The following is a 13,317-nucleotide window of genomic DNA, read 5'->3' on the forward strand; positions in this document are numbered from 1 at the left end:
ACGGGAGGTGCTGCGCTCCCTCGGCACACACGGTGAGCTCGCTGGGTAGGGGTCGAGAGCTGTAATCCGTCGGTGGTCAGCACACCACTCGAAAGCGGGGCTTACGATTGGGGCACCTGATCCTAAACGGGCCGGGACTTCGGCGACCTGGTACTTCGCGGCAGCGGAAACCGGCTTGATTGGCCGTGGGGGCTGGGCGGAACAGATTTCGAGGAGCTCTGCGATAGCGTAGACAATGCGAAGGCTCGAGAACGTTTTAAAAAGCTCCCACACCGGGCCAGCGTAGCGTCTAACCCGTGTACTTCTGTGTGGTCGCCGTGCCGAGCCGCTCTGACGATCCCCAGGCAGGGCTCCGGCAAGATGCCACCGAGGACGCTGTACCATGCATCGGCGCCCGCGATCAGGGCCGCCGTGACGTTCCAGTCGCCGCTGTAGCCGATTGAGAATTCTTTCGGCAATATTTCTTTCTGGTACGCAAGTTGGCCTTCGATAGCATCGCCCCGGTCCGCTGAGTTTTTCATAGCGAGGATCTCAGGCAGCTGTCCCAGACGCGGATGAGTGCTGGCGTGAAGCGAAAATGCGTGTTTGCAGGATCGTCGTAGATCACGATCGGAAGGCCACTTTCGCGCGCCACTGTCGTAAAAATGCTCGAAAACCTCGTCCTCAGTGAGCGGACTGTAGGACAAAGCGGCGAAAATCCCGCGGCTGCGCCGAGGGCCTTCGCATCACTTGCATATTTTACCGCTTCATCGGTGCGCAAAGCGCCCACGTTCGCCTGCTTGAGATCGGTGATCAAATCGGCGCCCTGTGCAGCAAAGGTGGATTCCATCGGCCTGCTCGGCAGCACCGGCACTTACATGTATCTGTCACGCGAGGAACGCCGTCGGGCTTTTCCGAGGCGCTGGACGAAACGGGTGGACGAGTCCCGCTCGCGGTTTACGCCAAGCGATAGTGACGGCAGCGACGGCGTCTTCAAGTCCTACCCACAGGCGCATGAGGTCGTCGCCGACTGCTTCAGGCAAATGCGCGTCCTTGCAGATTAACTTGCGCGAGCGGGTCAGGCTTGCCGGATGATAAATGAGACGGTCAGCATCGCCAAGGCTGACTGCCCTGGTGATCAACGTGAGACCGTCCATCATACGGCGCGCGCCCTCGAACCCCGTTTGGAGAGCCAACATGCCTGAGCCGTTCGACATCTGTCTGCGCGCGATCTCATGGTCGGGATGAGAGCGGAGAAACGGATAGCTAACCCAAGCCACAGCCCGGTGCGTCGAGCGCCTGGGCGACCGCGAGCCCAGAGGCACTGTGACGCTCCATACGCAGCGTGAGTGTCTTCAGCCCGCGCAAGATCAGGAACGCGGACATGGGCGAGAGCGCTGCCCGGGTCGGATAGCGCAGGCCAGTTTCGCGCAACAGGTGCAATGTCTTCGCATCGCCGAGTATGACACCGCCCCGCGCATCGCCATGTCCGTTGATGTACTTGGTCAGCGAATGGATCACGATGTCAGCTCCGAGTTCCAGCGGACGCTGGAGGGCGGGCGAGGCGAAGGTGCTGTCGACCGCGACCTTCACGCCGCGAGAGTGGGCGTGTTTGGCAATGGCAGCGATGTCGAGGATACGGCTCAACGGGTTGATCGGCGTCTCGAAGAAAACGAGCCGAGTCCTTTTCGGTGATGGCCCCCTTGAGATTACTGGGATTTGACAGGTCGAGGGCAACGACCTTAGTCAAAATGCGGCAGGCCCTGTTCGACCATGGCGAGTGCATTGGCATAAACGGTGTTGTGGACGATGAGTTCGTCACCTTGCGAAAGCAGCGAAAGGATCAGCGTGCCGAAGGCCGCCATCCCCGAGGCGAGTACCAGCCCAGCATCGGCTCCTTCGAGATTGGCGAGCCGCTTTTCGAGGACCCCAGTCGTCGGGTTGTATTCGCGTGCGTAGAAGTCTTCCGCCAAGGGCTGCGGCGGCTTCGTTTGCTGCCACGCCTTCAAATCTAGGTCGATGTAAGAAACACAGGCGTCTGAACGGAATTGGAAAAGCCGGCCGGATCGTAGCCGTGATGGATGACCCGGGTGGCAAATGCGAGGTCGACCTCGTTCCGGAATGGCATTGATATTGCCTCGTTTTCAAGCGGATCTTCGGCGCTGGCCATCGGCTTTAGCCCTCTTGATTTCGGGGACAATGCCGTCACACTAACTCAGATGGAACGTTCAGTTGGCGATGAAAGAAATGGTCCAGCCTTCTCCTGCCGCTTCGACAGCTCGCCCTCAAGGTCTGGGCGCGCGCCAGATCTGCGAAGCTCTTCGCGAGCAGATCCTGGGCGGCATCTATGAAACGGGCAGCCAACTGCCGTCGTCCCGGGGCCTCGCAAATGAACTCGGTGTGTCGCGAACCACGGTGACGGTGGCATATGACCAGCTGGTCGCCGAGGGTTTCATTGAGGTCATCCAAGGCGCAAGACCTCGCGTTGCAGCTTCGCTAGTCGGGAGTAAAGCGACCAGCGCGGTGCCGAAACGGACTGGCCCGATTCACCTTTCCAGTTACGGCGAGCGACTGCGCGCCAGTCCGCCACGGTCCGACTACCTCCCCAACCGTCTCAAGGTCGATTTCCGCTACGGCGACCTCGCACCATCTGATTTCCCTGCACTGACGTGGAAGCGCGCGATGAACGCGGCGATGTCACAAAGTACCGGAAGGCTGGCCTATCACGATCCACGCGGCTCGCATCGCTTGCGCCAGGCGTTGCAGGGATATTTGTGGCGCGCCCGAACGCTTAGCTGCCGGGTCGAGCAGATCCTCGTCGTGAGTGGATCACAACAGTGCCTGGACCTTTGCGCGCGTCTGCTGCTGGATCCTGCTGACAGCTTCGTGATCGAGGATCCCTGCTATAGAATGGCGCGCCTGGTCTTTGCCAGCACAGGAGCCACTCCAGTGGCCGTCGCCGTCGATAGCGAGGGCATGAAGACGGAGCTGCTGCAGGAAATTCCGGCGCGGCTGGCCTATGTCACCCCGTCGCACCAGTTCCCGCTCGGCGGCGTCTTGTCGATTTCGCGGCGCTATCAGCTTCTCGAATGGGCTCGGCGCAACGACGCCTATATCATCGAGGACGATTACGATGGCGAGTACCGGTACGACATTCGTCCGGTGCCCCCGTTGCACAAGCTGGAAGACCGCAGTTCCGTGATCTATGTTGGGACGATCTCCAAGACACTGTCGCCGATGCTGCGCATCGGCTACCTGGTGGTTCCGGCCGAGTTGCAAGATGTCTTTGCGACGGCCAAGCAGCTTCTCGACAGGCATTCTCCGGTTGCCGAACAGGAGGCCCTGGCCTCACTTATCGAGAGCGGTGGTTATGAAAGCCATGTGCGACGCGTCCGCCGTCTCAACGGCGAGCGTCGAGAGGCGCTGCTTGCCGTCCTTCAACGCGCGTTCGCAGACAGTATTGTCATCGAGGGTGCTGATGCAGGGCTGCATGTCGTCGTCTGGTTCAAGGATCTTTCTCGCTCGCTGGAGGACATCCTGGTTGAAGAGGCGCGGCGGGTCGGGGTGGGCATCCATCCGATTTCATCACTATACATTCGAGATGAAGGCCGTGCTGACCGGATTGGACTGGTGATGGGCTATTCCGCCCTGACCATTCGGCAGATCGAGAATGGCGTTCGGCTCCTTACTGGCGCTGTTCAACGGGTAAAAAGCCTTGCGAGCACTCGGCAACATCCTCAATAACCGGCCTGACGGTGCACAGGCCTGGCTCGTGACCCCAGAGTCACGCCGGCAGCGATCGCAGACTGGATCAGCAAGACTTGCCATGACTGGCCCTGTCGCCCAGTCAGGGTCCAGGGCAGTACTCTGACCCTGCGACCTGGCGAAGAGAGTTCTCGACGAGACTCCTACATCCAGTGGAAGCAAGGCGCCGTGCGGCCGGCTTAAAGGAGAAAGCGTTGATGGATTTTCCGCTGATCGACGAGGAAATGGCAGAGATCGCACCTGACTTTCGCGCTATCAGCATTCTTGTTGATGCACAGGACAGTGCGCGAGGCGTCATGGCTCGAGACGTGTTGGGAGAGGCTTGCGATTTCGTCCGAGCGGGAGGACCCGCCTGGGGAGAAGCGCACTTAGCCAATTGGGCGGAGGCATACGTCCGATTCGGAGCAAAACCAAACCGGACGCCGTGCTCGGCGCACGCATTGAAAAAACGGGTGGAGAGGGACGGCCGCATCCCATCGATAAATCCTGTCGTTGACCTCTACAATGCAGTGAGCCTGCGTTTCGCAATACCCGTCGGCGGCGAAAATTTCGATGCATACGTCGGTAAACCACGGCTGACAATTGCGGAAGGAACGGAGTGCTTCCACACTGTTTTGAATGGCGAAGCGGTCGTCGAACAGCCTTCCAAGGGGGAGGTCATCTGGCGCGACGATCTGGCAGTTACATGTCGCCGCTGGAACTGGCGGCAGGGCACGCGCACCCGGTTGGAGACGGTGGGCGGCCGCATGTGGTTTATTTTGGAAAGCTTAGCAGCGATGCCGGAGGGAGCGCTCGAGGACGCAGCTAAGATGCTCGTGAGCGGTCTGAGAGAGCTTGCACCAGGGTGTAAGGTTTACGAACAGGAAATCACCACCGCAAAAGCCTCGGTCGCCAGTTCCGCCAGGCGGGTCGGTTGAGGAACGTGCCATCCCTGTCATCGCGGCTGAGCTGGCCTGCATGCGCGGCCTGATAGGCAGGCCGGCAGCACGGAAGCCTATCAGAGATGTCGATCGAGAGGCGTATGCTCACCCGTCGGGGGAGCTCTCCGCCTCCTTCGAAGGCTAACTTCCCGAGCAGATCGGTACGCAGCCATATCTGCGGGTCGCGAGCTTGCCGCCGACACCGCCAGCGGCTCGGCGGCACATGCTGTGTCCTAATTAATTTTGCCAACCCGGGAGGACGGCGCCAGCTCGGCGTCACACAGGTCCTGCTGGGCTACGCAAGCTGGACACACGGCCCTCTACGACTGTTGGGCCACTAAGATAGTTGGCCCGATGATCTGGGCTCGCCAGGTCACTTCACCAACTGGACGACTTCATTTGTAATTAACTGGCTGTTTCCTGAGGGTCAGATTGCCGGTATCCCGACCTGCAGCGCACACACGGAGTTCCCCCGATGTACACCCCTCCCGCCTTCCGCGATGATGATATGGATTTCCTGCGGGCGAGCGTCCGCGCATCTCCTCTGGCGAACTTCGTCACCGCGACGGCCGAGGGACTCTTCGCCTCGCCGCTGCCCCTCTTGCTTGATGAAAGCGAGGGCGAGCACGGCGTGATCTACGGCCATCTCGCCAAGGCCAATCCACAGTGCCGTGTTCCCCCGCTGGGCGACGGTCTGGCCATCTTCATGGGGCCGGAAGCTTACGTGACCCCGGCGTGGTATGCGACCAAACAGGAAACCGGGAAGGTTGTGCCTACCTGGAATTACGTCACCGTCCACGCCTATGGCCCGGTCGAGTTCTTCGAGGACACCGGGAGGCTGCTGGAGGCCGTGAATCGCCTGACCGACCACCAAGAGGGTGAGCGCGTCTCGCCCTGGGCGGTGTCGGATGCGCCGTCGGATTTCGTGCAGGCCCAACTCCGCGGAATTGTGGGTCTGCGCATGTCGATCACGAGGATCGAGGGCAAGCGCAAGATGAGCCAGAATCGGAACGCGGCCGACCGTGCCGGAGTGGCTGCGGGCCTCGCAGCGAGCGAGCGGGCATCTGACCGTGAGGTCGCCTCCTTCATCCCTTAGCAACATAAACTTCGTTGGTATCGACCACCATGACAAATTTGACGCAACTCGCCCCACGCCTTGCCGCGGCTTTTGTGCTGGCGATAACGCCTGGTGCTCGGCGACTCTATGTTGTCGCCCGCAGTCTCGCCGGCGGTCGCCCCGATTGCGTTCAATACGCTCGCCGACGCGTTGGCCTTGTGCCCAGAGCCATTAAAGGCCGCACAGCAGCGCGTCCTGGATTGAATCAGAGCCTGAGGGAGAGGTCGGGGAGGCCCTATGATTGCACTGGCCGTCCACCTCGCTACGGCGGAGCAGCCGGCCACATCAGTTTGGCTCCGGAGCGGTTCAGCATCCTTGCGGCCTGGTACTCACTCTGCAGAAGCGGCTGGGTAGGCTGGATCCATCTTCGGTCATTTCGCTTAGCAGATGAATGTCTCAAGAGGCGCGGTGGTACCCGTTGCGTGAAAGTCGGCTCACAATGATAGACAATCCTATGAATAGAGAGCGGGTGACTTCGACCGGCTCGCCTCCCTATGCCGAACATTTCGGCCTTGAAAATCGAGAAACGGCCAGTGAGCCGCGAATGGCGGCCGCCTTGATGAAAGAACGCCACTCCGTGCGCCTGGCGCCGCTTCGGTTTGCGCTCGACCATATGGCGACACCTGGGCTTGACGTCATGACGTTCCTCGCACTCGCCCGCGATCTCGGTCTGACCGACGTGCAAGTCCGGACTAATCCTTGCAGCAAGGCTGTTGTGCGCGGCAAGCCGTCGGCGGATATCCGGGCTGCCGCTGCCGAAGCGGGAGTCACGATTATCTCAGTCAACGCCTTGCAGCGATTCGACGAGTGGACTCCCGCCCGCAAAGCCGAGGCCAGCAAGCTCGCCGATTATGCGGCCGCCTGCGGCGCCCAGGCGCTCATGCTGGTGCCGGTGAACGACGGTTCGCGGTCCGCCAATGCCGAGCGCCAAGGCAATCTCCGCGTCGCCTTAAAGGCGCTAAAGCCAATACTTCAGTCGCGGGGTCTCGTTGGGTATATCGAGCCGCTTGGGTTCCAGACCTCCTCACTTCGGTCGAAAAAAGAAGCGGCTAGCGCCATTGCCTCGGTTGATGGCCAGTCCGCCTTCCGGCTTGTCCACGATACATTCCACCACACGCTTGCCAGCGAGACGTCCTTCTTCTGCGACTTGACCGGTCTCGTGCACATTTCGAGCATAAACGATCCAACCTTCTGGATTCGCCCGGATCGCATCCTGGGCGGCTCGGACAATTGCAGCCAAATCCGGACGCTACTCGATGGCGGCTATTCGGGCCCCTTCTCCTTTGAGCTTGTGGAGGAGGTCCATGCGTTAAATGACTTTGCAGGCGCATTTGCCGCCAGCATCGATCTCATCCGACGCGGGCTTCTCAGGCGAGTTCCGGTTTGAGGCGCGGAGGCAATTGAGCGGAGAAGTCATTGGAGATCGCTCCTGTGCCCTGATCATGCAGGTGCTTTGCGGGTCGCCATTGTTTCAAGACTGGCCATGGACCGCCTTGGGCGGCCCTGCCAAGTAGATGGGTCGGCAAGGCGAAACCTTGGATCTGGTGCTGAGGGGGCGGGCTATCGAAACTTTTGTGTTAGACCATGTCTGATTGAGGGGCGAACATTAGCGTAGCCCGATCTAAGTCAAGCGAGCTTGCGCCCAGCCGATTTGGGGTTTCTTCAGCACTGCCTCGCAACGTCCGGGGTTCAGCTCAAAGACATCGATCGTGTGTCGTTCCACGCTGCCGAAGCGAATGTAACCCCCGCTCGATAAAGGCCTCGAGCCCGACGCTTCAATCCCTTTCACGCCAACCCCCCCCTACGCCGCTCGCTCACTGCCGCGCTGTTGAGCGCGCGCTCGCGAGCGGCTTCTCCCGTCGAGTTACACCGTCCCGGCACGTGACCCGCAGAACTGACAGACAGATTGGATCGGCTCTTGAGCAGTTCCTTTCAGTTCGTACCCCTGCCGTCGATGCACAATCAAAGACACGATAGATAGTTTTTGCATGCTGCGGACTCCGCCACCTGGTCGATATCGAGAGATGGCATAGTGCCTACTTGCTTCTAGGTACTCGCAGGAATCGTTATGGTCCGCGGTGTACGTCACCAACAGGTCTTGCTCGGGCGGTCGGATGCATATAGCTCGACTGCAGAAGAATCGGCCGGACCTTCACCCGTCGCCTGCCGCGACTTCCAGCGCAATTCGTTTTCAACAAGGAACTACCTATGAGGCGGCAGCCCCCGGCATTCACGGTCGAGATAAGACAGAAGCGCAGTTCTCAAAAGCGAAGTGGTTCCATCTGGAGCGGTGTCGATCTTACCGCAGCAACGGCCGAGACAAGAAGAGAACTCGAGGAGATGGATCTGCCAAATCATCGACTTGTTGACTCAAGCGTCGTAGCGCTTGATGCTGAACACAGGCACAAACCGCGAGCGGAGCATCTCATGGCAAATTCCCTGGACGCTGAACCAGTAACAACTACAACCCAACCGGCAGCCAAAGTGGAGATGCCTGAAAAGAAGAAGGCCAAACGGTCGCCGAAGGCGAAGGCTGAGCCTAGGCCAGCTGCTCGGAAGAATGCCAGCGCGGCGTCTAAGGCGGAGGAAGCACCAGCAGCGACGACCGGACGTAAGACCTACTCTGAAAAGGAGCGCGCCGAGATGCTCGCCCTCATACAAAAGTCTATCAGTGGCGGCGCCACCCACAAGAGCGCCGTAAAGCAGGCCGGCATCTCGGAACAGACCTACTATCAATGGAAGAAAGCTACGCCGCCGGCGCCGGTTGGTGACGATCTGAAGGACCTCGTCGCGCTTGAGGAAGAAAACAAGCGACTGAAGAGCCTGCTCGCGGAACGCCTGCGCAAGGAGAACGCGGAACTGAAGAGGAAGCTCGGGCTTTAGTAATCCTGAATCGCGGATCGGAGCGCCAGAATTCTTGTCCGACGCCCGCTATCCGAGAGGTCGTAGTTTACGCGTCTGCGCTTCCCAAGGACCTGAACGCAAGTCGAAGAGCATTTGCGTCAGGCACTGCCCACCGTATTGCGGGGCAAACAAGCAAAAGGCCGCCCGTTGTTCCGGGCGGCCTTTGCCATTCAAATCATGCAGCGTGCCTATTCGGCGGCTTTCGGGAAGGCGATCGCTGGTTCCGGACCGGCATCCGCTTTTTGCGCATCCGACGAGATCTCACCCTTGCCGCGCCGGTACAGCCGGCTGAACAAGCCGCGCCGTGCGCCCGGCTTGATCTTGGCGCGGGTGAACACCATCAGCATCGAGGGTGTCACCACCAGCGTCAGCACCGTCGCGAAGGACAGGCCGAAGACGATCGCCGAGGACAGCGAAATCCACCATTGCGTCGACGGCGCGTTGATCGTCGTCTCGTGGTGGAAGATTTCCAGCCCAAGGCCAAAGGCGATCGGCAGCACGCCGAGAATGGCCGATACCGCCGTCAGCACCACCGGGCGCGCGCGCTCGCGGCAGGTCTGCAGCACGGCCTCCATCTTGTCCCAGCCCTCTTCGCGCAGCCGGTCATAGGTGTCGATCAGCACGATGTTGTTGTTCACCACCACGCCGGCCAGAGCGATGACGCCGATGCCCGACATGACGATGCCGAACGTCTCGCCTGTTATCAGCAGTCCGAGGAACACGCCGATCGTCGCCATGACCACGCAGGACAGCACCAGCCAGACGCTGGTGAATTTGTTGAACTGCATCAGCAGCACCAGGAAGATCAGGAAGATCGCCGCCCCGAAGGCCTTGCCAAGGAAGGCGCTGGCCTCGGCGCTGTCTTCGTTCGAGCCGGCCAGCTTCCAACGTATGCCGCTGCCGAGATCCATCCCGGAGACGGCCTTGGTGACCTCCGCCTGCACGGCCGCGACCTGGGCGCCTGCGGCAACGTTTGCCTGGACGACCACCGTGCGCGCGCCGTCGATACGGTTGAGGATACCGACCGTCGGCTCCGGCTTGCGCACGACGAAATTCGAGATCGGCACCGAGCCTTGCGAGGTCTGCACCCTGAGCTCGTCGAGCGTCGACAGCGTGCGCCGGTCTTCCGGCAGACGCAGCCTGATGTCGACGGCGTCGTCGGCGCCGGCAGGCCGGTATTCCGAAAGCTTCAGCCCGTTGGTCACCAGTTGCACCACTGTGCCGACAGCGGTTGGGCTGATGCCATATTGCGCTGCCTTGGCACGGTCGACCTCGAGCGCCCAGTCGACGCCGGGCGGCGGGAGGCCGTCGGAAATGTCGATGACGCCAGGCACCTTGCCGATGCGTGCCGCAACCGCGCGCGCTTTGTCGTCGAGCCCCTTGGGGTCGACGGCCGAAAGCCTGATCTGGATCGGCTTGCCCGTCTGCGGGCCGGCTTCCGGAACGCGAACCTCGACGTCGACGCCTGGAATGCCGGCCATGACGCCACGCAAATCGTTCAGGATATCGTTGGCCGATTTGCGCTCGCGCCAGTCGATGAATTCATACTGGATGACGCCGACGACGTCCTCGGACACATCCTGGCCGCCGCCCTGCGTCTTGCCGACACGGGTATAGACAGACTTCACGCCCGGCCAGCCGAGCAGCCGGTTTTCCGCCGTCTTGGTGGCCGCGTCCATTTCGGCAAGCGAAAGATTGCCGCGGGCGTGGACATAGAGCAGGCCGTAGTCAGGCTCGACATTCGGGAAGAATTCGACGCCGGCGCCGAATTTCGAATAGGCGTAGCCCACGCCAAACAACAGCGCCACGGTGAGGACAAGCACGGTGATGGGATAATGCACCGCCTGCTTGACCACGGCCATGTACCAGCCGTCGCGATTGTCGTCGGGGTGATGGGCGGGCGCCTTGGCGAATATGGCGCCCAGCGTCGGTGCGAAGACCAGCGCATAGAGCATCGAGGCCGAGAGCGTCACGATCAGCGTGATCGGCATATATTTCATGAAGTCGCCGATGATGCCCGGCCAGAACAACAGCGGTGAGAAGGCGGCAATGCGCGTCATCGTCGCCGCGATGACCGGGCCAGCCATGCGCTTGGCGGCAAGCGCGAACGCTTGCTCCTTCGGCATGCCCTCGCTCATGCGTCGCTCGGCGAACTCGGTGACGATGATGGCATCGTCGACCAGCATGCCGACAGCCAGGATGAGGCTGAACAGCACGATCATGTTGATCGTGTAGCCCATCATCGCCAGCAACAGGATGCCGATCAGGAAGGATGAGGGGATGGCCAATCCGATCAGCAGCGAGGCACGACCCGACAGCGCGTAGAGGATGACGATGAACACCAGGATGACGGCGATCATGACGTGGTTCTGCAGATCGCCGAGCAACTGGTTGACGAAGACCGACTTGTCCTGCGTGTAGGTGACGTTCATGCCTTGCGGCATCGTCTTGACGTAGGCGTCGGACACCTCCCTGACCTTGGCGAGCGTGTCGATCAGATTGGCGCCGATGCGCTTCTTGACTTCGATGGCGATGGCCGGCTTGCCATTGAGGCGCGTGATCGTCGTGGCATCGGCGAAGGTCGAGCGGATCGTCGCGATGTCCTTGGCCTGCACCACGGCATTGGGGCCGGCGACCACGGGCAAGGCCGCCACGTCCTCGGGCGTCTCGATCAGTGACGGCACCTTGACGGCGTATTTGCCTTCCGAGCCTTCGATATTGCCGGCGGCGACCAGACTGTTGGAGGCACCGACAGCGCCGATCAGCTGATCGAGTTGCAACCCGTAGGACGACAGTTTCATCGGATCGATGACGACTTCGACAAGATCGTCGCGCGAACCCTGCAACGAGCCCTCCAGGACGCCTGGCACTTCCTCGATGCGGTCGCGCAACTCGCGCGCCGCGGCGGCTAGCACGCGTTCGGGCAATTCGCCCGACAGGGTGACGACGAGGACGGGGAATTCGGAGATGTTGACTTCGGTAACGACCGGCTCTTCGGCCGCCTGCGGCAGGTCGGCCTTGCCGTCCTGGACCTTGGAGCGCGTGTCCTGCAAGGCCGTCGCCAGATTTGTCTGCGGCTGGAACTCGACCAGCACATAGCCGCCGCCCTGGAAGGCGGCCGAGCGCATTTCCTTGAGGCCTTTCAGGCTCTTCAGCTTGCTTTCCATCGGCCGCAGCAGAAGGCGCTCCGAATCCTCCGGCGAAATGCCCTGATAGATCAGGCTGATATACATCATCGGAATCGGAACGTCGGGCTCGGCTTCCTTCGGCGTCGACTGATAGGCGACCCAGCCGGCGAGCAGAAGGAAGACGAGGACCGAAATGGTCAGGCGGGCATTGTTGATTGCGAGTCTGACGATATCCATGGCTAACGCCTGTTCTTGAATTTCACGAGCTGCGTCGCAGCCAAGTGTCCCCGCCCGGGGTCTGTCCGCCGTACCCCATGCTACTGCGTGCCGGCGGTCGCTTCGCCCAGCAGTTTCTGGATGGTTGCCTGGTCGGCTTCGACCGGCTTGACCTCATCGCCTTCCTTCACCAGTTCCTGGCCGGCAACGATGATGCGCGCATCGGCAGGGATGCCGCCAAGCACCAAGCCGGTCGGCGTGTCGTCGACGAGGTCGATGGGGAAGAACGCAACCTTGTTGTCCTTGCCGACGGCACGGATGCCGAGGTCGCCCTTGTCGCCGAGCGTCACCACCGAGCGCGGCAGCAGCACCGCATCGGTCGGCAGCGCGCTGAGTGCGATTTCCGCCGTCATGCCGGCCGGCACGGAGCCGTCGGCATTGGGGACGGCAACCTCGACGCGGAAGGTGCGGGTCGCCGAAGAGGCGTCGCGGCTGATGTAGCGCACGGTGCCTTCGACGGTCTGGCCGCTGACCAGCCGTATGGTGGCCTTGTCCCCGAGTTTCAGGTAGCCGAGATCGCGCTCGCTGACTTCGCCGCGGGCAATCACCGGATCGAGCTTGAGGATGGTTGCCACCTCGCCGCCCTGCATGATGGAACTGCCAAGTTCCACCGGCACCCGGTCGATAACGCCGTCGAAGGGCGCCTTCACCTCGTTGCGGTCAAGTTCGGCCTGTGCCGTTTCCAGTTGCGACTGCGCCGAGGTCAGGTTCGAGCGCGCGGTGTCGAGCTGCAGCTTCGGCAGATTGCCGGTCTTCATCAGCCGCAAGGCTGCGTCCAACTCGGCCTGGCGCTGCACCACCAACTGCTTTGCATTGTCGACCATCGAGATCTTTTCTTCCGCCGCAAGCATCAGCACCAGATCCCCCGTCTTGACGTGATCGCCTTGCTTGACAGGCAGCTTGTCGATGACACCGGCGACGCGCGTCGCCAGCACCGCCCGCTTGTCGGCTTCGGTCAGCCCGGAAATGCGGATGGCGCGTGCATAGGTCTTGCGTGGCGGCGTCACCACCGCAACGGTGCGCAGCGGTGCCTTCGGCTCGGCTTCAGCCGTCTTCGGCTTGGCCGCGTCCGGCGCCTTGGCCTGTTCGGCTTCGGCTGCCTTGGCTTTGTTGGCGGCTACGCTGCCGACCGACGAAAACTCGCCTGTCGCCATCCACGCCGCGAAACCAATGAGCACAACAATGGCTGCAAGCTTGTGAAACCTGATGTTGGGCATCGTCATTTTTC

At 61.3% G+C, this 13,317-nt stretch carries 8 protein-coding genes and 2 pseudogenes; 6 read left to right on the forward strand and 4 right to left on the reverse strand.

Features of this window, described 5'->3' with window-relative positions; genetic code table 11:
- Window positions 1–517: 517 nt before the first annotated feature.
- The gene (locus tag LB547_RS25715) at window positions 518–829 is read right to left on the reverse strand and encodes a dihydrodipicolinate synthase family protein (protein WP_140688030.1); all 312 of its coding nucleotides are present in this window, start codon (window positions 827–829) and stop codon (window positions 518–520) included.
- Here LB547_RS25715 and LB547_RS32755 point away from each other — a divergent pair.
- Window positions 753–937: pseudogene (locus LB547_RS32755) on the forward strand (hypothetical protein); the annotation flags it as partial. The gene LB547_RS25715 and the pseudogene LB547_RS32755 sit on opposite strands and share 77 nt — an antisense overlap.
- A gap of 31 nt (window positions 938–968) precedes the next feature.
- On the opposite strand, the pseudogene LB547_RS25720 reads toward LB547_RS32755, so the two are convergent.
- Window positions 969–2,107 (reverse strand): annotated as a pseudogene (locus LB547_RS25720) (trans-sulfuration enzyme family protein); the annotation flags it as partial.
- 110 nt (window positions 2,108–2,217) lie between these two features.
- On the opposite strand from LB547_RS25720, the gene LB547_RS25725 reads away from it, so the two are divergent.
- From LB547_RS25725 to LB547_RS25745, 5 genes are all read left to right on the forward strand, one after another.
- Window positions 2,218–3,723: a PLP-dependent aminotransferase family protein gene (locus LB547_RS25725; protein ID WP_064994856.1), complete on the forward strand. Its 1,506-nt coding sequence runs from the start codon at window positions 2,218–2,220 to the stop codon at window positions 3,721–3,723.
- A gap of 215 nt (window positions 3,724–3,938) precedes the next feature.
- Complete coding sequence (locus LB547_RS25730; RefSeq protein ID WP_176479568.1) at window positions 3,939–4,661, forward strand: B3/4 domain-containing protein; 723 nt, start codon at window positions 3,939–3,941, stop codon at window positions 4,659–4,661.
- Window positions 4,662–5,139: 478 nt separating this feature from the next.
- Window positions 5,140–5,760: an FMN-binding negative transcriptional regulator gene (locus tag LB547_RS25735; RefSeq protein ID WP_064994855.1), complete on the forward strand. Its 621-nt coding sequence runs from the start codon at window positions 5,140–5,142 to the stop codon at window positions 5,758–5,760.
- Window positions 5,761–6,325: 565 nt separating this feature from the next.
- Window positions 6,326–7,168 (forward strand): TIM barrel protein, encoded by an 843-nt coding sequence (locus tag LB547_RS25740; RefSeq protein ID WP_064994854.1) that lies wholly within the window; start codon window positions 6,326–6,328, stop codon window positions 7,166–7,168.
- An 821-nt stretch (window positions 7,169–7,989) separates the two neighbouring features.
- Window positions 7,990–8,664, forward strand: coding sequence for a transposase (locus tag LB547_RS25745; protein ID WP_224655970.1), 675 nt, complete (start codon window positions 7,990–7,992; stop codon window positions 8,662–8,664).
- Window positions 8,665–8,873: 209 nt separating this feature from the next.
- Here the strand turns inward: LB547_RS25745 and LB547_RS25750 are convergent, their stop codons facing one another.
- The gene (locus tag LB547_RS25750; protein ID WP_095790674.1) at window positions 8,874–12,050 is read right to left on the reverse strand and encodes an efflux RND transporter permease subunit; all 3,177 of its coding nucleotides are present in this window, start codon (window positions 12,048–12,050) and stop codon (window positions 8,874–8,876) included.
- An 80-nt stretch (window positions 12,051–12,130) separates the two neighbouring features.
- On the reverse strand, window positions 12,131–13,306 hold the full coding sequence (locus LB547_RS25755; RefSeq protein WP_086081372.1) for an efflux RND transporter periplasmic adaptor subunit: 1,176 nt from the start codon (window positions 13,304–13,306) through the stop codon (window positions 12,131–12,133).
- Between the last annotated feature and the right edge of the window lie 11 nt (window positions 13,307–13,317).

The organism is Mesorhizobium sp. B264B1B, assembly GCF_020165765.1.
Classification (GTDB): Bacteria; Pseudomonadota; Alphaproteobacteria; order Rhizobiales; family Rhizobiaceae; genus Mesorhizobium.